A 23,349-nucleotide genomic window follows, 5' to 3' on the forward strand; every position below is an offset into this window, starting at 1 on the left:
ATAAGTGTCACACTCGTCATTATCGGGCAAAATACGAATCCGTCCTGGCTTGATCGTAAAACTAGGGCGCAATTCGCTCCGGAGGAGATGTGGTCAAGCTCAAACGCGGCACGCACACGGCTTATTCTGAGGCATCCTCGCTCAGGCTGCGTGCCGCCTGGCTCTATTACAATCAGGGCCTGACCCAGAAGCACGTCGCAGAACAGCTCGGCATCAGCCGCACGACTGTTATTCGCCTGCTCGACGAGGCGATGAAGCGCAGCGAAGTGCAGATCTGGATCAACGACTCGATTGGCGACTGCGTCGAACTATCGGTCAAACTCGAGCGCGCTTACGGCCTCGACGAGGCGATCGTCGTCCCCGCACCCGCACACCCCGACGCCAACTCGCTAGCCAAGAGCGTCGGGCTTGCGCTTGGACAGTTTCTCTCCGAGGCCATTCCCGACGATTACACCATCGGCGTCGGCTGGGGCCGCACCATGACCGCATCGCTGTCCAGTTTTCGGCCGCCTCGGCGCGACAATTGCAAGGTCGTCTCCCTGCTCGGCGGCGTCGTCGCCGTCCACCAGACGAACCCGATCGACTACACCTGGCGTCTGGCGAGCCAGCTCGGTGCGGAGTGCTACATGTTCCTCGCGCCGCTGCTTGTGGATTCGACCGAGACGAAGCGAAACCTTGTCGAAAAATGCGGGCTGGACACGATTTATCGCCTGGCGGAAACGCTGGATCTCGCGATCGTCAGCTGCGGCGACATCGGGCCGCATTCCACGTCCTTGTCGGAAGGCTGGATCTCGAAGGCCGAGTTGCAGCAGCTGATCGACGCCGGCTGCGTCTGCGACACCATGTTCAACTTCCTCGACAAGGACGGCAATACGATCGATCACTCGATCAACAGCCGCGTCATGTCGGTGGACCTCGACACGCTGAAAAAAGCAAAGCACATCGTGCTGTCATCGGGCGGCGCCCATCGCGCCGTGGCAATTCGGGCCACGATCAAGCGGATCGGCTGCAATACGCTGATTACCGACGAAAGTGCCGCCAAGGTGCTGCTGGACCTAGCGGCACAATAAAAGCCGAAGCCAGCCTCAGGCGTGGGCGGCTTCCCAGCCCAGTATGGCCCGCTTGCGGGTGAGGCCCCAGTGATAGCCGGTCAAGGCGCCGCCCTTGCCGACCGCCCGATGGCAGGGGACCACAAAGGAAATCGGGTTGGCACCGACCGCCGCACCAACCGCGCGCATCGCCTTTGGCCGGCCGATGTCATTGGCGATATCGCTATAGGTGACGGCCCTGCCGAAGGGAATCTTCAACAGACTTTCCCATACCTCCACCTGGAAATCGGTGCCGATCAGCACGACGCGCAGCGGCTGCTCCGACGTCCAGCGGCCGGGCTCGAATATGCGCTCGGCATAGGGCGCTGTTGCTTCGGCATCCTCGACGTAACTCGCATTCGGCCAGCGGCATGTCATGTCATCAAGACAAGCCGCCTCGTCCCCGAGATCGCTGAAAGCAAGCCCCGCCAGGCCACGGTCCGTCGCCATGACGAGCGCAACGCCGAACGGCGAAGGATGGAAGCCGTAGCGGATCGTCAGCCCGCCGCCCTTGGCCTTCCATTCGCCAGGTGACATGGCCTCATGCGTGACGAACAGATCGTGCAGACGGCTGGGGCCGGAAAGCCCGACCTCGATCGACGTCTCCAGCAATGGCATCGCTTCTTCGCGCAGAAGCCGCTTTGCATGGTCGAGCGTGACGGCCTGCAGGAAAGCCTTCGGAGACAGGCCGGCCCACCGCGTAAACGTCTTCTGCAACTGCGTCGGCGATTGGCTCAGCCGCGCTGCAATCGTTTCGAGAGACGGCTGATCGCGATAGTCCTCGGTGATGAGTTCGATCACCTGGCGTACGGTCTCATAATCAGAGCCATCGGGCGTGATGTCGTTGTTCAGCTTGGCTACCATATTCATGATCTTTCTCCTTGTACCAAGGAGATAGTCAAGTGGCCCTCGCAAACCACCCGATTCTTGCGTGCCGATCAAATCCGCTGCTTGACGGTGGCAAGCGCCCGCTTGAAGGCCCTGGCAAAGCTTTCGCGGTCATCGGGATTGAGGAAGGAACCGATATCCGTGCCCCGCCCCTCCCCGGAAATATACATGGAAAGGATGCCGATTTCCTGATGCCGGCGGACGAAGAAGCGCGTCCAGAAGGGATTGAAATGATGTTCGACCATCCGCCCGGAAGGCGCGAACTTGCGCACCAAAATATCACTACGCGACACGGTCACTTCCTCCCGCACCCGGCCGGAACGGTAGTTCAACCAGAAGGCGCCGTAGAGCAACAGAAAATCCAACCCGAAAAAGAAGCCGATCGGCCAGGCGCCCGTCGCCACAAAGAACATGCCATACATGCAACACACCGCACCGGTCACAAGCAGCAAGACCTTGAAACCCTTGCGGCCAAGCGACCGATAAGGAAAAAGCTCGGCGGCAAAAACAGGTTGTTCGTTGGCTCTATCAGCGTTGCTTTCCATCATGGCTGCCAAGTATAGGTTTTCCATGCCAACTCCGAAACTCAAATCCGCCGCCACATCGCCGCAGACCTCAAAAGTGATCCTTCACCGCAAGAAGCCGGCAACGATCCGTTCCGCCTATTCCGAAGCCGAGCGCGAGGAGATATTCCGCCGCTTCTCCGTCCAGCGCCCGGAGCCCAGTGGCGAACTTGAGCATACAAACCCGTTCACACTTGTCGTCGCCGTGGCCCTGTCCGCCCAGGCGACGGATGCCGGCGTCAACAAGGCGACGCGCGCGCTCTTCAAGATCGCCGACACGCCCGAAAAGATGCTGGCGCTCGGTGAGGAACGGGTGCGGGATTACATCAAGACGATCGGCCTTTATCGCAACAAGGCGAAGAACGTCATCGCTCTCTCGCAGATCCTGGTCGAGAAATTCGGCGGCGTCGTGCCGCAAACGCGCGACGAGCTGGTGACGCTTCCCGGTGTTGGCCGCAAAACCGCCAACGTCGTGCTCTCCATGGCCTTCGGTCAGGCGACAATGGCGGTGGATACCCACATTTTCCGCATCGCCAACCGCATCAGGCTGGCGCCGGGTAAGACGCCGGATGAGGTCGAGGAACGGCTGATGAAGGTCGTCCCGAAGCGCTACCTCTATCACGCGCACCACTGGCTCATCCTGCATGGCCGCTACACCTGCAAGGCCCGCAAGCCGGAATGTGAGCGTTGCGTCATCGCCGACATCTGCAAATCGCCCGAGAAGACCTGCGACGTGCCGGCGCCGCTGGTCGAGCTACCGCGCCAAGTGATTGGAGAGGCCGTCGAGTAAGCCTGGAGGCAGATTTCGGCACGCTCCACCTGACCCTTAGCCGCGAAGTCCCATGTCCTCGCGGGAAATCAGTTTGTGCAGGTGCACCATCAGCCCGGCGGCGAAGAGCGGCGTCAGCAGATTGACGATCGGGATGGCCAGGAAGGCAGCAATGACAAGCCCCGCGAGAAAGACCGTCGCCGCATGCTTGGCGCGGAACGACCGTGCCTCCTGCGGCGAACGGAACCGCATCGCGGCAAACTCGAAGAATTCCCGGCCAAGCAGGTAGCCGTTGACGAGGAAGAACGCGATCAGGTTGATGCCCGGCACGAAGAGCAGGAAGAGCGCGATGATATTGCCAAGGATGACGACGCCGAGAAACTTGATAGAGCTTGCGAGCGCCGGACCGAGCGGCATTGCTGTGCCAGGCAGATCCGAGGGATAGTCCCGCTTTTCCACCACCTCGGCCACATCGTCGAGAAACAGGCCGGCGATCAGCGCTGTTACCGGTGACAGCAACAGCGCCAACCCGAGCGCAAGCCCGATGGCGGCAGCGATCGCAAACACGAAGCCGAGCCACCCCGCCCAATCCGGCATCGCGGGAAAAAAGCTGGCAATCCACGGAAAAACGAACGACATAAAGGCACTGCGCAGCGCCAGCCAAAGCCCGGCAAGCACCAGAAGAGTCAATCCCAGGACCTTCCAGAAGACTGAGCGTGTTTCCGCAGCAAAAAGATTGATGAGGGATAGGCGTGACGCCTGAAAGATCATCCTGAGGTCTCCGGTTGCAATAACCATGTAGGAATCTGCACTTTGAACGGCAAGGCTGAAATAAATTCCGTCGATCGACCCAAAACTTGTCGGAAAATCTATGTTAATATATAGTAATTTATCATCTATGAGTGTTTGATCCTGAGACGCAGCTTCCGGAATAGTTGCAAACGACAAGGGTGGGCCCTGCATATCCGAGAAATGCTTCCGGGAAGATCAGGACGGCTGACGTGGAAGATTTTGTCCAGAAGCTCCGCCAATATGCCAAGTCCGGCACCCCGGCCGAACGACGGATCGCGAAATATTTCTCCGAGCATCTGAACGACCTGCCGTTCGAAACAGCCGCCTCCGTTGCCGATCGGCTGGATCTGAGCCCAATGACGGTGGGCCGTTTTTTGCGTGCGCTCGGCTATCAGGGGCTCGACAGCGTCAAGGTCCACATTCGCGAGACAAGCGCCATCTCGCCGACGCAGATGCAGGCGTCGCTCACCGAGCTGCAGACCGACGCTTCCGCCGGTAAGCCGCTCGCGGTACTTGTCTCCGAACAGATCCAGGCGCTGCACCATATCTACCATCTGACGGGCCAGCCACAGTGGAACGAGGCAGTGTCGATGATATCGGCCGCTCATGAGGTTTTTGTCGCCTCGCATGCGCGCCTGTCCGGTTTCGCGTCCCACTTTGCACAGCGATTGACCTATGCCCGCGACGGCATTCATGCGCTTGATGGAACGGGCAGCCGTTTCGCCGAGCTTTTCGCACGGCTCGATGGCAATGACGCGTTGCTCGTCGTGATCGACAGTCGTCGTTTCGGCAAAGCCCGCTTGCTGGCCCGGACGGCACGGCGCTACGGATACAAGGTCATCCTGATCACCGCACAAGGCGCCAACTGGATTCCCGATCAGGCCAATCTTGTGCTCGCCCTTCCGTCTGCCCGCTCCGATGGCGACGACAACCTGCCACCGCTGATGGCCCTGCTCGACTGTCTGTCAGAAGCCGTGATCGCCGCCGCCGGCGAAGAAGCGAGTGCCCGCACCCGTCGTATGACCGAATTTGGTAGCATGCTCGGGGAGGGCGGAAACCGCTAGGCGTCTACTCCATCGCCTCCAGTTCGGCGCGATGACGATACATGCCAAGCAGCCTGCGATAATCGCGGTCATAAAGGGCCCGTTTGGCCGCATTCGGCAGTCGCTCTTCGCCGCCGGGATACATGGCCGATCCGGCTTCTGCGAGATCTCCATAGAGACCGCAGGCTACGGAAGCGGCCATCGCCGTGCCAAGGAGTACGGCCTCGTTCATCTTCGGCACCACAACCTTGCAGCCGGTTGCATCCGAATAGAGCTCCATCAGCACCGGGTTCTTCACGTGGCCGCCAGCGACATGCAACGTGTCCGGCACATAGCCATATTCCTTCATCCGCTCGAGGATGTGGCGGATCCCGAGCGCAATCGCCACTGCTGTGCGCCAATAGAGCGCGCAGAGCCCATCGAAGGACGTGTCGAGGGTCAGACCGCTGATACCGCCGACGGCATGCGGGTCGGCGAGCGGCGAGCGGTTGCCGTGAAAATCAGGCAGGACGAAGATCCGGGCGCCGAATTCGTCCCCCTCCTCGGAGCGAAGCTGCGCAATGCGGAAGACGATCTTCTGATGCAGCGCCGCAGTCGGTTCGCCGCCAGCCGCGTGCATCCGCACGATATGATCGAGCAACGCACCCGTCGCCGATTGCCCTGCCTCAACCAGCCAGGACTTTGGAAAGACAGCTTCGTAGTATGGACCCCACATGCCGTGACTCGGCTTGCGCTCGCGCGAGAAGGACACGATACAGCTCGACGTGCCGGCAATGAGCGCAAGTTGGCGTTCCAGCCGGCGGGCATCTTGTGCCTCACCGCCAAGCGCGCCCAGCGCCCCTGCATAGGCATCGATCATGCCTGCGGAGACATGGCACGCCGTCGTCAATCCGAGCGCCGAGGCGGCTTCCTGCGTCAGCGTCCCGACACTCTCGCCGACCGGCACTGTTTCCTCCGGCAGCCGTCCACGTTCGAGGAGGTCATCAAGCCCGATCTGCTCGAGAAAATCCTTCTGCCACCCCTTGTTGAGATGCGCGAGATAGTTCCACTTGGCCGTCAGCGTGCAGCGCGAGCGGGCAAGCGCGCCGGTCGCCTTCCAGGTCATGAAATCGGCGAGGTCGAACAGATAGCCGGTGTTCATCCAGGTGCCAGGCAGCTTTTTCTTCAGCCACATCAGCTTTGGCATTTCCATTTCCGGCGACATGAAATGCCCGGAATGCTCCAGCACGGGATGCTCCGTGGCCGTGCAGAAATCGGCTTCTCTCAGCGCCCGATGGTCGAGCCAGACGATCGTGTCGAAGCGCCGTTCTCCGCCGGTGGAAACGCTGATCTGGCCGCCATCGACATCGCGCACGACGAGCGAACAGGTGGCGTCGAAGCCGATCGCGCCCACCGATGCAGGCGCCGCACCCGATTGCTCCATCGCCTTGCGCACGGCAATGCAGACCGCCGACCAGATGTCTTCGGAATCGTGTTCTGCGTGGTTCTCACGCGGCCTGTTCATGATGATCGGGTGTTCGGCCTTGCCCAGCAGCGCGCCGCGAGCGTCGAAGACGCCGGCGCGCGCACTGCCCGTGCCGATATCGACCGCAACCACATGCTGAGGCATTAAAGGTGCATCCCATCCTGCTTATGTTTGCGGATAAGGTGTATCAAATCCGGCATCGCGTCAAACACGGCTTCAGGCGAAAGCCGGTCAAGTTCAGCGCGATAGCCGGAAAAATTGGCGTGCGAACCACCGGTGAAGGCAAATACCGTCATGCCTGCGGCCTTCGCCGCCTCGATCCCAGCAGGGCTGTCTTCGACGACGACGCAATTTGCCGGATCGACGTTCATTTCGCGCGCTGCATGCAGGAAGAGGTCGGGCGCCGGCTTGCCATGCTTGACCATCGTCGCGCTGAAAATATCAGGCAGCCGGTCGATCAGGCCGGTGACCGTCAACGACAGGCGAATGCGTTCGACCTGACTTGAGGAGGCGACGCAACAGGGAATGCCGAGGGTGTCGATCGTCTCGGCGATCCCGTCCATCGGCTTCAACTCCTTGCGAAACCGGGCGTAGAGGTCTGTACGGATCTGCTCGAGGAATTCCTGGCCCGGGTGGACGTTGTATTCGGACTTCATCGTCTCGATCACCGTTGCGAGACTTCGCCCGAGGAAACGCCCGTAGACCTCCTCCTCGGTAATCGGAACGTTGAGATCGTTCATCGCCTTGACCAAGACGCTCACCGATATCGGTTCGCTATCGACAAGAACGCCGTCGCAATCGAAAATGACCAGCCGTGTTTCAGCCTCAGCCATGGTAGACCCAATCGCAATTGGTGCAGGAAGAACCCATCCGCCGGACGGGGCGGAGGCGGCGGCAGGAATGCCGCCACTGATCCTTACACAGCAAGCTTATTGTCGAGATAAAGCTGTAGGGTTTCACGCGTGCCCTTTTCCCACAAGGTTTTCAATGCGTGGGCGAAGCGCTTGCGGAACAGCTCGGATTTCGACACCGCGCCGAAGATGTCGTCGAAGGCGAGGAAGGCCATCGGATCATCCTTGGCCTTCAAAGCCGCCGCATGCAGCCGGTCGGCGCTGGCGTCGTTGAAGACAATGTCCTTGCCACTATCCGTTTTTCCAGCGAAGTAGCGGCACCACAGTGCCGAAACCAACGCCAGGCCGACGACATCGCGGCCCTGGCTCAGATTGTCTTGCGTCGACGGCAGTATGAATTTCGGCTGCCGGTTCGATCCGTCCTGCGCCAGACGCGGGATCGTATCGGCAATTTTCGGATTGAGCAGTCGGTGCTCGATCAGCGCGAAGTAGTCCGTCAGCGAGGTATCGGGAACCGGCGGAACGATCGGGATGATCTCTTCTTTTTCCAGCTTCGCCAAGAAGGCCCGGATCAACGGATCTTCCATCGAGTCGTGTACGAAGTGGATGTCCATCAGCGCTGCGGGATAGGCGATCGCCGCGTGGCCGCCGTTGAGAATGCGGATCTTCATGTGCTCGTAGGGCGTCACATCCGGCACGAAGGTGACCCCGACCTTCTCCAGCGCCGGGCGTCCGGCGGTGAACTTGTCTTCCAGCACCCACTGCTTGAACTCTTCGCAATAGACCGGCCAGTTGTCTTCGATGCCGAAGGCATTCTTCAAGAGATCGATTTCGCGCTGTCCGGTGGCCGGCGTGATGCGGTCGACCATGGCATTCGGGAACGCGACGTTCGCCTTGACCCAGTCGGCAAAGGCAGGATCCGAAAGCCGTGCTGTGCCGATAACGGCATTCGCGGTGACGACGCCGTTATGGGGGATGTTGTCGCAGGACATGACGGTGAAAGGCACGATGCCCTTTTCCTTGCGCGCCTTGAGGCCGGCGACAACAAGGCCGAAGACCGTCTTCGGCTCGGCAGGGTTCTGGCCATCCGCAGCGATCGCCGGATGGTCGGGATTGAACTTACCAGATGCGTCGATGAAATAGCCGCCCTCGGTGATCGTCATCGAAACGATACGGATCGTGGGATCCGCGAGCTTGGCGATGATCGTCCTGACATCGCCCACCGGCAGGATGTCGACCATCGGCGCGGTGATCCGCGCGGCGGTTTTGTTGTTGTCCTGCTCGACGACGGTCGTCAGGAAGTCTTGGGCGGCGAGCTTTTCGCGCATCGCTGCATCGGACGGCAGGATACCAGCGCCGACAAGCGCCCAGTCATGATCCTGGCCCAGATTGAAAAGGTCGTCGAGATAGATGGCCTGATGGGCACGGTGGAAATTGCCCACGCCGAAGTGCACGATGCCCGCTTTCAGCGACGCCCGCTCATAGGTCGGTACGGCGGCCGTCTTTGCCGCCTCGGAAAGCGTTGCCAGCGATAGTTTGCACGTCATGTTTCAGTCCTCTTGAAGGTCTTCGGGCTCGGCTGCGACCCCGGTATCGGCACGCCGGGCACCTTGTCCGGCGTTGCGCTTTCGTCCCCAACCCGGCAACAATGCGCTCAGATGGCGAGGCCGCCTTCGTTGAATTTGTGGATCCGCGTCTTGTCGGGCGTCAGATAGACGAGGTCGCCGGCCTTGGCCGGGAAATCGCCGCCGCCCCGCGCGGTAACATGGCCGATACCCTCGACATCGACATGCAGGAAGGTGTCGGCGCCGAGGTGCTCGGCGACCATCACCTTGCCCTTCCAGTCGCCGCTTTCGGTCGAAAGCAACATGTGCTCGGGCCTAACCCCGATCGTGTGCGCACCAAACTGCGCAGCATATTGGCCTTTCACGAGATTCATCTTCGGTGAGCCGATGAAGCCGGCGACGAAGAGATTGCGCGGCTTGTGATAGAGCTCGAGCGGCGAACCCACCTGCTCGATATTTCCACGGTTCAGTACGACGATCTTGTCGGCCATGGTCATGGCTTCCACCTGGTCATGGGTGACGTAGATCATCGTCGTCTTCAGCTGCTGGTGCAGCTCGCTGATCTCCAGGCGCATGTTGACGCGCAGAGCAGCATCGAGGTTCGACAACGGCTCGTCGAAGAGGAAGGCCGAAGGCTGGCGCACGATCGCACGGCCGATCGCCACGCGCTGGCGCTGGCCGCCCGAAAGCTGTCGCGGCTTCCGCTCGAGGTAGTCAGTCAAGTTCAGAACCCGGGCGGCATCGGCAACCTTCCTGTCGATCTCCGCCTTGTCCATGTTTGCCATCTTCAGCGGAAAGGCGATGTTGTTGCGCACACTCATATGCGGGTAGAGCGCATAGGATTGGAACACCATCGCTAGACCACGTTCCGACGGAGCCTTTTCCGTTGCATCCCTGCCGTCGATGACGATGTTGCCGCCACTGACATCCTCAAGACCGGCAATCAGTCGGAGCAGGGTGGACTTGCCGCAGCCGGACGGGCCGACGAAGACGACGAACTCGCCGTCCTTGATCTCGAGGTCGATCGAAGGGATGACCTTGGCTTCACCGAAGACCTTCGAAACTTTCTGAAGGGTAATGCTTCCCATGTTTGTCTCCCTGATGTCTTATTTCACCGCGCCGAAGGTCAGGCCGCGGACGAGTTGTTTCTGCGAGAACCAGCCGAGGATCAGGATCGGCGCGATCGCCATGGTGGAGGCTGCCGAAAGCTTGGCGTAGAACAAGCCTTCGGGGCTGGAATAGGAAGCGATGAACGCCGTCAGCGGCGCCGCTTTCGACGCGGTGAGGTTGAGCGTCCAGAAGGCTTCGTTCCAAGCCAGGATGATGTTGAGAAGCAGCGTCGAGGCGATGCCCGGGACCGCCATCGGCGTCAGCACGTAGATGATTTCCTTGGCAAGCGAGGCGCCGTCCATGCGCGCGGCTTCCAGGATCTCGCCGGGAATTTCCTTGAAGTAGGTGTAAAGCATCCACACGATGATCGGCAGGTTGATCAGCGTCAGGATGATCACCAGGCCGAGGCGACTGTCGAGCAGGCCGGAGTTGCGGAACATCAGGTAGATCGGGATCAGCGCGCCGACCGGCGGCATCATCTTGGTCGACAGCATCCACATCAGCACGTCCTTCGTCCGCTTGGTCGGCGAAATCGCCATCGCCCAGGCGGCTGGAATGGCGATGATCAGGCCGATCAGCGTCGAGCCGAAGGAAATGATCACCGAGTTCATGAAGTGGCTGAGATAGTTTGAGCGGCTCTGCACTTCCGTATAGCTCTCCGTCGTCCAGTGGAAGAACAGAAACTGCGGCGGCGAGGCGATGGCATCCGCTTCCGTCTTGAAGCTCGTCAGGAAGGTCCAGAGGATCGGGAAGAAGATCAGGATGCCGAGCGTCCAGGCGATGGCGGTCATGACCACCTTGCGCTGAGTTGTGACTTTTCTAGCCATCTCAAGCCTCCAGATTCTTGCCGACAAGGCGCACGAGGAAGATCGCAACGATGTTGGCGAGGATGACCGCGACGATACCGCCTGCCGAAGCGCCGCCGATATCGAACTGCAGAAGCGCCTGCACATAGACGAGATAGGTGAGGTTCGTGCTCTGCGTGCCGGGGCCGCCGTTGGTGGTGACCAGGATTTCGGCAAAGACCGAGAGCAGGAAGATTGTCTGGATGAGGATCACCACCGTGATGGCGCGGGCCATATGCGGCAGGATGATGTAGATGAACTTCGAAACAACACCGGCGCCATCCATCTCGGCGGCCTCCTGCTGCTCTTCGTCCAGCGACTGCAGGGCGGTCAGCAGGATCAGTGTCGCAAAGGGCAGCCACTGCCAGGCGACGATCAGAATGATCGAGAAGAGCGGCGCATTGGCAAGCCAGTCATAGGGCTGCAATCCAAGCGCCTTGGCGAGATGTGCAAAGAGCCCGTTGACCGGGTTCATGAACATGTTCTTCCACACCAAAGCCGCAACCGTCGGCATGACGAAGAAGGGGGCAATCACCAGGATGCGAACGATGCCCTGTCCGTAGATATCCTGGTTCAGGAGCAGCGCAAACGCGATGCCGCCCACGACAGTGATCAGGAGCACGCCGAGCACCAGCAGCAACGTATTGATCAACGCGGAGAAAAAGGCCGGATCGGTGAGGAAATATTTATAGTTCAGGAAGCCGACGAAGGTTTCCATGCCCGGGCTGAGCAAATTGTAGTTCAGCGTCGAAAAATAGATCGTCATCGCGAGCGGGACGATCATCCACAGGAAGAGCAGCACAACGGACGGTGCGATCATCATTCGCGCTGCGGAGCGGGTGTGTAACGTTGCCATGGCGATGACCGATCCTGTTCAAAGAGGCAGACGACTGCAGGACAGCTGAGACAAAGGGGGTCGCCGACGCAGTTTGGGCATTCGGCGACCCAGATGGGCGGGGAGGTCAAACGCCCCGCCTTCTCAGGAGGTTATCTATTTGATGTAACCAGCCTTGGTCATTTCACGGGTCGTCAGCTGCTGCGCGCTCTGCAGCGCCTGATCGACCGAGACCTGTCCTGCAAGAGCTGCTGAGAACTGCTGGCCGACGGCCGTGCCGATGCCCTGGAATTCAGGGATAGCGACGAACTGGACACCGACGTAGGGGACCGGCTTGACGGTCGGCTTGGTCGGGTCAGCCGCGTTGATGCTGTCGATCGTCATCTTGGCGAAAGGCGCGGCTTTCTGGTAGTCGGCGTTCGCATAGAGCGAAGAGCGCGTGCCGGGAGGTGCATTCAGCCAGCCGTCCTTCTCGGCGACGAGCTTGGTGTAATCCTTGCTCGTTGCCCAAGCGACGAATTTCTCGGCTGCTTCGACCTTCTGCGAGCTCGCCGGAATTGCAAGGCTCCAGGCCCAGAGCCAGTTGCCGCGCTTGCCGAGGCCCTTATCCGGAGCCAGAGCGAAGCCGACCTTGTCGGCGACGGTGGATTCCTTCGGGTTGCTGACGAAGGAGGCAGCAACGGTCGCGTCGATCCACATGCCGCATTTGCCGGTCTGGAAGAGCGCCAGGTTTTCATTGAAGCCGTTCGAGGATGCACCGGGAGGTCCAGCTTCCTTCATCAGGTTGACGTAGAAGTTCAACGTGTCCTTCCACTCCGGCTGATCGAACTGCGGCTTCCACTGCTCATCGAACCAGCGGGCTCCGAAAGAGTTCGACATAGCCGTCCGGAAGGCCATGTTTTCACCCCAGCCAGCCTTGCCGCGCAAGCAGATGCCGTAGATTTCCTTGTCCTTGTTGGTGATCTTCTTCGCGGCTTCCGCGATGAAGTCCCAGGTCGGCGCGTCAGGCATCTTCAGGCCGGCGGCTTCGAACAGGTCCTTGCGGTACATGACCATCGAGCTTTCGCCGTAGAACGGCGCTGCATAGAGCTTGCCGTCTGCGGTCAGGCCGCTGCGGATTGCCGGCAACAGGTCGTCGGCATCGTAATCTGCGCCGAGGTTGTCGAGCGGCAGAAGCCAGCCCTGCTTGGCCCAGATCGGAACTTCATACGTACCGATCGTCATAACGTCGTATTGGCCACCCTTGGTCGCGATGTCGGTCGTAACCTTCTGGCGCAGGACGTTTTCTTCGAGTGTCACCCACTCGAGATCAATGTCGGGGTTCTTCTTCTTGAAGTCATCCGTCAGCTTCTGCATCCGGATCATATCGCCGTTATTGACGGTCGCGATTGTCAGCGTTTCGGCCGAAGCCATGCCGGCAAACGCCAGTGCTGAGCAGGCGCCCAGCAGGAGAGTTCTCAATGTCATATCTTCCTCCCAGAAGATGAGTGCGAGCATTCGCTTTGCTCATGAGCAATTACTCGCCTATGGGAGAAAAATGTCAATCACCATTCGTTGCTGCATCAGCGAAGATGTAGGTTATCCATTTGAATTTAATGGAATATATATTTGCTCACGGCCTGAGCAGATACTCAGCGGTGTCCTCATCGGTGATAAGCGCATTGATCTGATGGCCTGTTACAGCAGCCTTGATCGCCTTGAATTTGCGCTTGCCCTTGCCGATTCCAATGACGGTCGACGACTCGCGCGAGGGGATCGACGCAGAGGCCACCCGCTCGTTGATCGGGTTGTCGAGAAGCTTGCCCTCGCCGTCGAATACCCAGCCGCAGATCTCGCCGACAGCGCCGTTGCGCATCAGCTCCATCATCTCGTCCTTCTCCAGGAAGCCGTCGACGCAAAGCGGTCCGTCGATGCCGAGCTCGCCGATTCCGACGAACGTCACGTCCGCCTGCGCGCTGATCTCCAGCGTCGAGCGGACGAGCTGCTGGCCGTGTAATGTTTCCCGCTCCTCCGCCGACGTCACCAGGACTGGCAGTGGCATCGGGAAGTGCCGCGCCTTCACCGCGTCGGCCATGCTGAAGATGACGTTGTAATAGGCGGCCGAACCGTCGGGCGCGATGTTGCCAGTCAGCGACACAATACGATGGTTGGGACATTCGATGGCGGGCAGCTGATCGACCGCGGCCTTCAACGTTCGCCCTGTCCCGACCGCCAGCACGATCGGATCCGCCCGCTTCAGCCAGCGCTCGATTTCGGCCGCAGTTGCCTCCGCGATGCCGACGGTCGTCGAACTGGAGCCTGGGTCGCTTGGCACAACCTCGACATGCTTGAGGTTGAACTTCTTGCGCACAGCATTGGCGAGTTCGAGGCAGGCGGCGATCGGATGGTCGAGCCGCACCTTGATCAGCCGTTCGGCAACGGCGAGCGACACCAGACGCTGTGCCGATTGCCGCGAAATCCCCATGGAAGAGGCAATCTCATCCTGTGTTCGCCCCGCCACGTAGTAGAGCCATCCTGCACGCGCCGCGTCATCCAGCCGTCCCGAAGTCTCGGATTTTCTTACCATCAAGTCTCTACCATGCTGAAAGGACCGGCCGTAGCCGACGCGAAGATGCCTATTGCGGCAGATCAAACCAGAATTCGGGCAAATGTCGAGTGCATTGAGAAATTGCACATCCTATTTTGACTTGCGGCGCGGTCGCTGGATGCCATCTGCTTGTCATCTTTGTCGATCAAGGCTTGCTTGACCGAGGGTTGAACTGCGGGCTAACTGGCACCGAGGAAAAAACTGTGCGAATTCTGCTGGTTGAAGATGACAGAATGATTGGTGGAGCAGTGCGGGATCACGTCATCGCGGCCAATCATGCCGTCGACTGGGTGCAAAATCTCGCCGATGCTGACGCCGCGGCTCGACCTGTCGAGTACGGGGTGATCCTTCTCGATCTTCAGCTCCCGGACGGCAGCGGCGTAGAGTTTCTTCGCCGCTTTCGCGAAAGAGGCCTGAAGACGCCCGTTATCATCTTGACGGCGCGAGACCAGATCTCGGATCGCATCGACGGGCTGAACGCCGGCGCCGACGACTACCTCGTGAAACCGTTCAATCTGGACGAGTTGGAAGCGCGCATCATGGCGGTGGCACGCCGCTATGACGCCAATCCGCATCCCGTGCTCCGCATTTCCGATATCGAGATCAACCGGCCCCTGCATCAGCTCTCCGTGGCCGGCGAAACGATCATCCTGACGAGCCGCGAATGGGCGGTGCTAGACCTCTTGACGGCGCGCCCAGGCGCGATCGTTCCGAAGGACCGGATCGAGGAAGCGCTCTATGCGTTCGGCTCGGAGATCGAAAGCAACACGGTCGAGGTCTATGTGAGCCGCTTGCGCAAGAAGATCGGCAAGGACAGGATCCGCACGGCACGCGGCATCGGCTACACAATCGGATGAAGATGAAACGCGAACGCAGCATCACCGGCCCGCTCATTCTTGCCCTGACGACCGTCATGGTCGTCTTCTGGCTTGCTGCGATCGGCCTCAGCTTTCGGGTGATGCAGCATGAATTCGATGAGATTTTCGACGGCGCCCAGCAGGAGACAACCGAGCGCCTGCTGGCTCTGATCCTCGACGATCTGAACCAGAGTACGAAGATCGATCCGCACAGCATGGCCATGTTCGACGCTGCGGCCAGACGCGAGTATTTGACCTATCAGGTGCGCGACGCCAGCGGCAAGGTAGCGTTGCGCTCGAATGATGCCCCGGCCGAGCCCTTCGACGCGCCGCTTCGCATGGGGTTTCACGACACGCCGACGGCTCGAATCTATACCGAGATGACGGCCGACGGTTCTCTGTTCCTGCAAGTGGCCGATCGGTTCAAGAACCGGCGCGAGGCGGTGCGCGAAAGCACCGTGACACTGCTCATCCCTTTGGTGGCGCTCGTTCCCGCCAGCATTTTCGCGATCTGGTTCATCGTCGGGCGCGCGCTGCGACCGATCGAGACGCTTCGGCGAGATATCGGGACGAAGGACAGTGGCAACTTGGCCGAGGTCGACGGCCAGAAGCTGCCGGTCGAACTACGGCCAATTGCGCGATCGGTCAACCTGCTCCTCGGGCGCCTGCGCGCTGCCCTCGAAGCGGAGCGCGAATTCACCGCCAACAGCGCGCACGAACTGAGAACGCCGATCGCCGGCGCGCTTGCACAGGCTCAGCGCCTCATCGAGGAACTGCCGCCCGGTGCAACGCAGGATCGCGTCCAACAGGTCGAGGCTTCGCTGGTCAATCTCGGCCGTTTGGCAGAGAAGCTTTTGCAGTTGTCACGCGCGGAAGCCGGCATCGGTGGGAGCTCAACCACGGTCGACCTGCGCCCGGTCCTGGACATGGTCGTCACCGACTTCCAGCGCGACAGCCGCACGAATCGTAGGCTTCGATATTCCGCGGCGCCGGACGCAAAGCTCGTCCGCAACGCGGACATGGACGCTTTCGGCATCGTCACGCGAAACCTGATCGAGAATGCCTTGCTGCACGGCGATCCGGATCTGCCGGTCAATGTCAGCCTTGAAAGCGGCGGCATCATCCGCGTCATCAACGGCGGACCGCTGGTTCGCGAGGCCGACATGGCGAGTCTGAAAAAGCGCTTCAGTCGCGGCAAGACGACAGCGTCCGGTTCCGGGCTCGGACTGGCTATCGCCGACCGTATCGTCTCCCAGATGGGCGGCACGCTGGAGTTGTTGTCGCCGGCGACCGGCGCAAAAACCGGGTTCGAAGCGAAGATGACGCTTCCAGCCTAGCCCGGATTTTGGCTTGCAAAACCGGCGGAAGGGTGCGAGCAGACGCAGAAGCCATCCAAACCAGCAGAACCCGAATGATCATCTCTTTCGACATCGGCGGCTCCGCCATCAAGGGCGGCGTGGCACACTCCGAAGCCGACATCAGGCCACTCGGCCGTCGTCCGACCCCCAAGGACGATTTTGCTGCTTTCGTCGACACGCTGCGCGCCATCATAGCAGAAACCGGCGAGCAGCCGAGGCGCCTGGCCTTCTCGATCGCCGGCGTGGTCGATCCTGACACGCAGCGGCTCACCTGCGCCAACATCCCCTGCATCCACGGCCGCAATCTCGCCGCCGACCTGGAAGCCGAACTCGGATTGCCGGTATTGATCGCAAATGACGCCGACTGCTTCGCCATGGCGGAAGCCGATCTCGGTGCCGGACGCGGCCATCGTATCGTTTTGGGTGCCATTCTTGGAACGGGCGTCGGTGGCGGTGTCGTTGCGGATGGCCGCCTGATCAATGCCGCTGGCGGTTTTGCCGGCGAATGGGGCCACGGCCCGGCGCTCGCATCACAGGCAGGCAATCCGCCAGTTGCGATTCCGGCCTATCCCTGCGGCTGCGGCCAGAAGGGTTGCGTCGATACGGTTGGCGGCGCGCGTGGTCTCGAACGCCTGCACAAGACGCTGCATGAAATTGACCTCTCCAGCCAGGAGATCATCGATGATTGGCTGAAGGGCGAGGCCAAGTCGGCGCGCACCATCGACGTCTTCGTCGATCTCGTCGCCTCACCGCTCGCGCTGACGATCAACATCACGGGCGCGACCATCGTCCCCGTCGGCGGCGGGCTTTCCAACGTCGAACCGCTGCTTGCAGAGCTCGACAAGGCCGTTCGGCAGCGCATCCTGCGCAAATTCGATCGCCCGCTGGTGGTGCGCAGCGAATGCCGCGTCGAGCCCGGCCTGATCGGCGCCGCTCTGCTCGGCCTCAAAGCGGAAGCCGATTTCGTGGCTAGCTGAAAAGGTGCCGCGCCATGTAGTCGACGAAGACCTGTATCTTCGGGGCCGGGTAGCGATTGGCAGGCCATAGGATGCGAAAAGCGCCGACGTCTGCCAGCTCATCTTCCATCACGGATATGAGCCGACCCGAACGGAGTTGTTCGCGCACGGTAAAGAGCGGCAGGCAAGCAAGCCCGATCCCGCGCTCGGCCATATAGATCAACGGCTCCAAGGTGCTCGCGATCGAGGACACGGGCAGATCCAACGGGCCATCGGTCCGGAACGGCCATCGCTCCAGTTTGCCGCTCGAGGGGTACTTGTGATGCAGGCAAAAGTGACGTCGCAAGTCCTGCGATGTCGTCGGCACGCCCATACGGGCGAGGTATTCGCTCGAGCCCACGATGCGGTGAGAGAACTTGCCGAGCGTGCGCGTCATCAGGCGTGAATCGCTGATCTCGCCGGTTCTAACGACGGCATCGAACCCCTCTTCGATCACATCGACAAGGCGATCGGTAAAATCCAGGTCCAGCTCGATCTCGGGATAGGATTGCATGAAGGCGGTAATCGTCGGCATGAACAACATGCCTGCCAATGGCAGACTGACACGAAGCTTTCCACGCGGCGCCGCCTTCGTCCTCGCCAGCTCGAGCTCTGCGGCTTCGATCTCGCCGGCGATCCGCCGACAGCGCTCAAGGAACATCGCCCCTTCGGGCGTCAGCGTGATACTGCGCGTGCTGCGATGAAAGAGCCGCACTCCCAACCGATCCTCAAGCCGCGCAATTGTTTTCCCGACAGCCGAGGATGAAATACCGAATTGCTGCCCTGTCCTGGCGAAACTGCGGAATTCGGCCGCCTGTATGAATATTCCGAGCGCGCCAAAATTATCCAAGTACCCCTCCCATTGCGGACAAAATAGTCCGATCTTTTCGGAACATCGTCCCATTTTTCCGTACTAGGGACAAGGCTACCACTCTCCCGTTGGCCGAAAACTCGGCCTTGCAACCACGGAGACCCGCATGCCCAAAGAATACGCCGCCGGCTTCAACATCGCGCCCGCCCCCACGACCTTCATCGTCAACGTCATTCACGCCCATCCGGGAAAACAGGACGAGGCTTTCCGCATCATCCAGGACGTCGTTCACTATGTCGCGGAGCGCAAGGAAGGCTTCCTCTGGAGCAACCTTTCAAAAAGCACGGACGGCACGACCGTCGTCAACATCGAAGCGATCCAGGACGAAGGCAATGTCGGCGAGTTTTTCGCCGATCCGGCTTTTCTTGAGAAGTTCCGCATGCTCGACAGCGTCTCGACGAGCGAATTCCACACCTACACCGTGGATGATCTCGTGCTGCCAAAGCGCGCGAACGCGGAAGGCTGAGCTCTCAAAGCAGAAAGGCGCGGCTTTCACCGCGCCTTTTGACTTCACTCGGCAGCGACAGCCGGGGGATGGCGATCATCCACCGCGTCGTCATTGGCGTTCGACCGATCGCTTTCGGCGCCAGCCGCCTTCGGCTCCTTGCCGAAGAACAGCGCGTACGCAGCCGGCAGCACCAGGATCGTCAGCACCGTCGCGACCAGAATGCCGCCCATCATGGCGTAAGCCAGCGGCCCCCAGAAGACACCACGCGAGATCGGGATCAGCGCCAGGACAGCCGTCAGCGCCGTCAGCATGATCGGGCGGAAGCGCCGGACTGCTGCACCGACGATTGCTTCCTGCCGATGCATCCCCGCCTTGATGTCCTGGTCGATCTGGTCGACGAGGATGATCGAGTTGCGGATGATGATGCCGAGCAGTGCGATCACTCCGAGGATGGCGACGAAGCCGAAGGGTGCGCCTGATATCAGCAAGGCCGCAGCCGCACCAATGATCCCAAGCGGGCCGGTCGCCAGCACGAGCATCGCCTTGCCGAAGTGCTGCAACTGCGCCATCAGCAAGAGCACGATGACCACGAGCATGATCGGCGCCTTGGCCGCGATCGACGCCTGGCTTTCGGCGGAGTCTTCTGCACCGCCCTGGATCTCGATGTTGTAGCCGGCCGGCAGACTGTCGCGCAGGGACTGCATGTCGGCATACATCTTCATGACGACGTCATTGGACTGCACGCCATCGGGCAGCGTTGCGCGCACGGTGATCGTTGGCAGACGGTCACGCCGCCACTCGATCCCCTGCTCCAAGACAGGCACGACCTTGGCAACCTGCGACACTGGGACGAACCCGCCGAAATCCGTCGGTACATAAACCGAGTTGACGGCAGACAGCAGGGCGCGGTTCGCTTCCGGCTCCCGGGCGACGATCGACACCGTCTCCTCGCCATCGCGGAAGTCGTCGAGCGGTGCACCGGACACGGCCGTCTGGAGCATCTGGCGAACGCGCTGCGAGGAGACGCCGAGAGCGCGGGCACGATCCTGATCGATCACCAGCTTCATTGCCGCTACCGGCTCCAGCCAGTCGTCGTGGATCGCGCCAAGCAGCGGATTGGCCTGGAACTTTGCCTTCACCTCGTCCGCGATCTTGCGCACGTCCTGGCGATCAGGCCCCATGATGCGCATCTGCACCGGCCAACCCGTCGGCGGGCCGAGGAACAGACGATCCACCTTGCCGCGGATATCAGGGAAGTCTTGCGCCAGGATGGTCCGCAGTTTCACGATCAGCCGTTCGCGCGCCGGCTCGTCGTTTGCCATAACCAGAAGCTGCGCGAAGTTCGGATTGCGAAGCTGCTGATCGAGCGGCAGGAAGAAGCGCGGGGCGCCCTCGCCGATATACGTGGCGACGAATTTCTTGTCCTTGTCGTCCATGATCTTGGCTTCGAGCGCCTTTGCCTGCGTCTCGACTTCCTTGATGCTGGTGCCTTCGGGCAGCCAGAGGTCGACGAGGATTTCCGGGCGCGACGACTGCGGGAAGAAGTTTTGCGGGATGAACTGGAATGCCCACAGGCTGGTGACGAAGGTCACGAGTGTCATCGCGATGACGATGATGCGATGGCGCACGGCCCAGCTCACCGTCGCTCTGAGGCGGTGGTAGAAGCGCGTATCGAAGGCATCGTGATGCTCGCCCGCATGATGGCGCTGTTTCAGGATCATGTAGCCGAGCCAGGGCGTGAAATAGACCGCGACGAACCATGAGACGACAAGCGCGATGCCGACGACATAGAAGAGCGTGCGAACATATTCGCCGGCTGTCGATGCAGCAAAGCCGACGGGAATAAAGCCAGCGGTGGTGATCAGCGTGCCGGTCAGCATCGGGAAGGCGGTCGAGGAATAGGCGAAGCTCGCCGCCTCGATCTTCACAAGACCTTCCTCGAGTTTTCGCTCCATCAACTCGACGACGATCATGGCGTCATCCACGAGCAGGCCGAGCGCGATAATCAGGGCGCCGAGCGAGATGCGCTGCAGGTCGATCCCGAGCTCGTACATGATGGCGAAGGTCGCGGCCAGCACAAGCGGGATAGCGATCGCGATAACGAGACCTGAGCGCCAGCCAATGGACAGGAAGGACACGATGAGCACGATGATCAGCGCTTCGCCGAGCGCATGCATGAACTCGCTGATGGCATCGGTGACGACGTCGGGCTGGTTGGAAATCTGGTCGACTGCCACGCCGTAGGGCAGCGATTCCTCGAAGCGCTGATAGGTCGCTTCGACATCCTTGCCGACATCGGTCACCTTGAAGCCCTTGGCCATCACGACACCGACCTGGACACTCTCGTGACCATTGAAGCGATACTTGCGCTGATAGGGATCTTCGAGGCCGGAATAGACGGTGGCGATATCGCCGAGGCGCGTGACCTGGTTGCCGGCCTTTAGCCGCAGCTCGCGGATGTCCTCCGCCTTCGTGACATCACCTTCGACGGAGATGCGCACCGAACGCGTGCCGGTATCGACCGATCCAGCCGGATCGACGCTGTTCTGCCCCTTGATTGCATTCTGCAGGTCGAGCACGGTCAGGCCGCGTTCAGCCAGCGCCTTCGAGGAAACGTCGATGTAGATCTTCTCGGGTTGGTCGCCGATGATCACCGCCTTCTCGACGCCGGGCGTCGTCAGCAGCATGTCGCGCGCCTGGATGGCGAACTTCTTCAACTCGGGATAGCTGTATCCATCGCCGCTGATCGAATGCAGCGTGATGTAAGTATCGCCGAACTCGTCGTTGAAATAGGGCCCGAGCAGCCCTTCCGGCAGCTCATTGGAGATGTCGCCGACCTTCTTGCGCACTTGGTAGAAGGCGTCGGCCACCTGCGCACTGTTGGTATCGCCTTTGACCTGCAGGGTGATGATGGCGCTGCCAGCCCGCGTATAGGATTTAACCCAGTCGAGATGCGGCGTTTCCTGCAGCTTGCGCTCGATCTTGTTGACGACCTGGTCTTCCATTTCCTGGATGGAGGCGCCCGGCCATATGGCCTGCACGACCATAACGCGGAAAGTGAAATCCGGATCTTCCTTCTGACCCATGCGCATCAAGCCGAGGACGCCGGTGATGAGGATCAGCCCAAACAGGAAGCGCGCAATGCTCGGGTGGCCGATGGCCCAGCGCGACAGGTTGAAGGGACGCTTCTGGGCGGTGGAGTTGTCCATGATCGTATCCTCTCCTGGCCGGGCTCTAGCGAATGATGTCGCCGGTTTCGGCTTGCGCCGACTGCTGTTCCGGCAGCTTGATCTTGAGGTTTTCGGTCATGAACTGCGTGCCGGCCGAGACGACGAGATCGCCAGTTTTCAGGCCGTCGGCGACATGGACGCCGCCGCCGGTGAAGTCCGCGACCTTGATTTCACGGGCATGGACGGTTGACGCATTGCGATCGACGACCCAGACAATCTTTTTGCCGTTCCTCTCGGCAAGTGCACTCAGCGGAATGGCGACGTTGGTCTCGGCATTGCCAATGGCGGCCTCGATCGTCGCCGTCATGCCGAGCAGCACGCGATCGTCGGTCGGAAGGCTGACGCGAACCGAGAACGTCCGCGACTGCGCATCGGCACTGCCGGAAACCTCACGCACCTTGCCGTCGAGCACCAGCTTGTTGTCTGACCAGAAGCTGGCCTTGACCGTCTTGCCGGGCTTGAACTGCGCAATGTCGTTTTCCGGCACGGCGATCTGCACTTCCTTTTCGCCGTCGAGCGCGACGGTGACGACAGGCGTGCCTGCCGCGACAACAGCGCCAGTGTCGGCGCTGATCGACGTTACGATACCATTCCGGTCAGCCTTGAGCTTTGTATAGGTGACCTGGTTCTTGGCCTGATCGAGTGACGACGCTGCGGCATCCCGTGTCGAAACCGCTTGATCGTAGCTGAGCGCGGCCTGCTCCATCTGTGACTTTGCCGTGACGCTCTTGTCATAGAGCTGTTGGGCGCGCTTGTTGGCAAGGTCGGCGGTCGCCACACCCTTTTCGGCAGCGGCAAGATTTGCCTCGGCGGTCTTAACCGCCAATTCGTAATCGGTCGGATCGATTTCAGCGAGCAGATCGCCTGGCTTGACGCGATCGCCGATGTTGACGCGACGGTCGATGATCTTGCCTGCGACGCGGAAGCCAAGGTTCATCTCGACGCGGGCCTTCACCGCACCGGAATAATCCAGCGCACGCGTATCGCCAGCCGCGGCAATTTCCACCACCTTGACCGGCCGGATGATCTCTTCACTCTCGGCCTTCTTCTCCTCGCTGCAGCCGGATACGGCGAGCGCAACGGCGCCAAGGAGCGCAAGACTGACAAAGGACGGCAACTGGACTGTCTTCAGCGAAATCATCTTTCGCACTCCTGAAATCGGTTATCGGTTGATCTGCGGCCCTTGCCG

21 protein-coding genes are annotated in these 23,349 nt (G+C 60.7%); 7 read left to right on the top strand and 14 right to left on the bottom strand.

Annotation, left to right across the window (positions count from 1 at the left end):
- The first annotated feature begins 89 nt into the window (after positions 1-89).
- Complete coding sequence (locus tag LPU83_RS56670; RefSeq protein ID WP_024314929.1) at positions 90-1,070, top strand: sugar-binding transcriptional regulator; 981 nt, start codon at positions 90-92, stop codon at positions 1,068-1,070.
- A 15-nt stretch (positions 1,071-1,085) separates the two neighbouring features.
- On the opposite strand, the gene LPU83_RS56675 is transcribed toward LPU83_RS56670, so the two are convergent.
- Both LPU83_RS56675 and LPU83_RS56680 read right to left on the bottom strand, forming a co-directional pair.
- Positions 1,086-1,958, bottom strand: coding sequence for a methylated-DNA--[protein]-cysteine S-methyltransferase (locus LPU83_RS56675; protein ID WP_024314930.1), 873 nt, complete (start codon positions 1,956-1,958; stop codon positions 1,086-1,088).
- 68 nt (positions 1,959-2,026) lie between these two features.
- A complete protein-coding gene (locus LPU83_RS56680) occupies positions 2,027-2,524 on the bottom strand; it encodes a DUF2244 domain-containing protein (protein WP_024314931.1) in 498 nt (165 codons plus the stop codon).
- Between the two features lie 22 nt (positions 2,525-2,546).
- Here LPU83_RS56680 and nth point away from each other — a divergent pair, with 22 nt between their 5' ends.
- On the top strand, positions 2,547-3,329 hold the full coding sequence (gene nth, locus LPU83_RS56685; RefSeq protein ID WP_024314932.1) for an endonuclease III: 783 nt from the start codon (positions 2,547-2,549) through the stop codon (positions 3,327-3,329).
- A gap of 36 nt (positions 3,330-3,365) precedes the next feature.
- On the opposite strand, the gene LPU83_RS56690 is transcribed toward nth, so the two are convergent.
- On the bottom strand, positions 3,366-4,079 hold the full coding sequence (locus LPU83_RS56690) for a sulfate transporter family protein (RefSeq protein WP_024314933.1): 714 nt from the start codon (positions 4,077-4,079) through the stop codon (positions 3,366-3,368).
- A 230-nt stretch (positions 4,080-4,309) separates the two neighbouring features.
- Here LPU83_RS56690 and LPU83_RS56695 point away from each other — a divergent pair, with 230 nt between their 5' ends.
- Positions 4,310-5,164, top strand: a complete 855-nt coding sequence (locus LPU83_RS56695) for a MurR/RpiR family transcriptional regulator (RefSeq protein WP_024314934.1) — start codon at positions 4,310-4,312, stop codon at positions 5,162-5,164.
- Positions 5,165-5,168: 4 nt separating this feature from the next.
- Here LPU83_RS56695 and LPU83_RS56700 read toward each other — a convergent pair whose 3' ends face one another.
- From LPU83_RS56700 to LPU83_RS56735, 8 genes are all read right to left on the bottom strand, one after another.
- The gene (locus tag LPU83_RS56700; protein ID WP_024314935.1) at positions 5,169-6,752 is read right to left on the bottom strand and encodes an FGGY-family carbohydrate kinase; all 1,584 of its coding nucleotides are present in this window, start codon (positions 6,750-6,752) and stop codon (positions 5,169-5,171) included.
- Positions 6,752-7,441 carry an HAD family hydrolase gene (locus tag LPU83_RS56705; protein WP_024314936.1) on the bottom strand — a complete coding sequence of 230 codons (690 nt, stop codon included), beginning with the start codon at positions 7,439-7,441 and terminating at the stop codon, positions 6,752-6,754. Before LPU83_RS56705 ends, LPU83_RS56700 begins: the two co-directional genes overlap by 1 nt.
- An 83-nt stretch (positions 7,442-7,524) precedes the next feature.
- Positions 7,525-9,006 carry a mannitol dehydrogenase family protein gene (locus tag LPU83_RS56710; RefSeq protein WP_024314937.1) on the bottom strand — a complete coding sequence of 494 codons (1,482 nt, stop codon included), beginning with the start codon at positions 9,004-9,006 and terminating at the stop codon, positions 7,525-7,527.
- A 107-nt stretch (positions 9,007-9,113) separates the two neighbouring features.
- Entirely contained in the window at positions 9,114-10,112 is a 999-nt protein-coding gene (locus LPU83_RS56715) for an ABC transporter ATP-binding protein (RefSeq protein WP_024314938.1), read from the bottom strand.
- Positions 10,113-10,130: 18 nt separating this feature from the next.
- Complete coding sequence (locus LPU83_RS56720) at positions 10,131-10,961, bottom strand: carbohydrate ABC transporter permease (protein ID WP_037070076.1); 831 nt, start codon at positions 10,959-10,961, stop codon at positions 10,131-10,133.
- A gap of 1 nt (position 10,962) precedes the next feature.
- Entirely contained in the window at positions 10,963-11,835 is an 873-nt protein-coding gene (locus LPU83_RS56725) for a carbohydrate ABC transporter permease (protein WP_024314940.1), read from the bottom strand.
- Positions 11,836-11,970: 135 nt separating this feature from the next.
- Positions 11,971-13,281 carry an ABC transporter substrate-binding protein gene (locus LPU83_RS56730; protein WP_024314941.1) on the bottom strand — a complete coding sequence of 437 codons (1,311 nt, stop codon included), beginning with the start codon at positions 13,279-13,281 and terminating at the stop codon, positions 11,971-11,973.
- A gap of 145 nt (positions 13,282-13,426) precedes the next feature.
- The gene (locus LPU83_RS56735) at positions 13,427-14,380 is read right to left on the bottom strand and encodes a sugar-binding transcriptional regulator (RefSeq protein ID WP_024314942.1); all 954 of its coding nucleotides are present in this window, start codon (positions 14,378-14,380) and stop codon (positions 13,427-13,429) included.
- 224 nt (positions 14,381-14,604) lie between these two features.
- Between LPU83_RS56735 and LPU83_RS56740 the strand changes: the two genes are divergently transcribed.
- From LPU83_RS56740 to LPU83_RS56750, 3 genes are all read left to right on the top strand, one after another.
- Positions 14,605-15,258, top strand: a complete 654-nt coding sequence (locus tag LPU83_RS56740; protein ID WP_024314943.1) for a response regulator — start codon at positions 14,605-14,607, stop codon at positions 15,256-15,258.
- A 2-nt stretch (positions 15,259-15,260) separates the two neighbouring features.
- On the top strand, positions 15,261-16,595 hold the full coding sequence (locus tag LPU83_RS56745; RefSeq protein WP_024314944.1) for a sensor histidine kinase: 1,335 nt from the start codon (positions 15,261-15,263) through the stop codon (positions 16,593-16,595).
- A 74-nt stretch (positions 16,596-16,669) separates the two neighbouring features.
- Positions 16,670-17,593: an ROK family protein gene (locus LPU83_RS56750; protein WP_024314945.1), complete on the top strand. Its 924-nt coding sequence runs from the start codon at positions 16,670-16,672 to the stop codon at positions 17,591-17,593.
- Here the strand turns inward: LPU83_RS56750 and LPU83_RS56755 are convergent.
- A complete protein-coding gene (locus tag LPU83_RS56755; protein ID WP_024314946.1) occupies positions 17,586-18,461 on the bottom strand; it encodes a LysR family transcriptional regulator in 876 nt (291 codons plus the stop codon). The genes LPU83_RS56750 and LPU83_RS56755 overlap by 8 nt on opposite strands.
- 127 nt (positions 18,462-18,588) lie before the next feature.
- On the opposite strand from LPU83_RS56755, the gene LPU83_RS56760 reads away from it, so the two are divergent.
- Positions 18,589-18,948: an antibiotic biosynthesis monooxygenase gene (locus LPU83_RS56760; RefSeq protein WP_024314947.1), complete on the top strand. Its 360-nt coding sequence runs from the start codon at positions 18,589-18,591 to the stop codon at positions 18,946-18,948.
- Between the two features lie 44 nt (positions 18,949-18,992).
- Here the strand turns inward: LPU83_RS56760 and LPU83_RS56765 are convergent, their stop codons facing one another.
- Together LPU83_RS56765 and LPU83_RS56770 are read right to left on the bottom strand one after the other, a co-directional pair.
- Positions 18,993-22,139 carry an efflux RND transporter permease subunit gene (locus tag LPU83_RS56765; protein WP_024314948.1) on the bottom strand — a complete coding sequence of 1,049 codons (3,147 nt, stop codon included), beginning with the start codon at positions 22,137-22,139 and terminating at the stop codon, positions 18,993-18,995.
- Positions 22,140-22,164: 25 nt separating this feature from the next.
- Complete coding sequence (locus tag LPU83_RS56770; protein ID WP_024314949.1) at positions 22,165-23,301, bottom strand: efflux RND transporter periplasmic adaptor subunit; 1,137 nt, start codon at positions 23,299-23,301, stop codon at positions 22,165-22,167.
- Positions 23,302-23,349: the final 48 nt, after the last annotated feature.

The sequence above is a fragment of the Rhizobium favelukesii genome, from assembly GCF_000577275.2.
Classification (GTDB): Bacteria; Pseudomonadota; Alphaproteobacteria; order Rhizobiales; family Rhizobiaceae; genus Rhizobium; species Rhizobium favelukesii.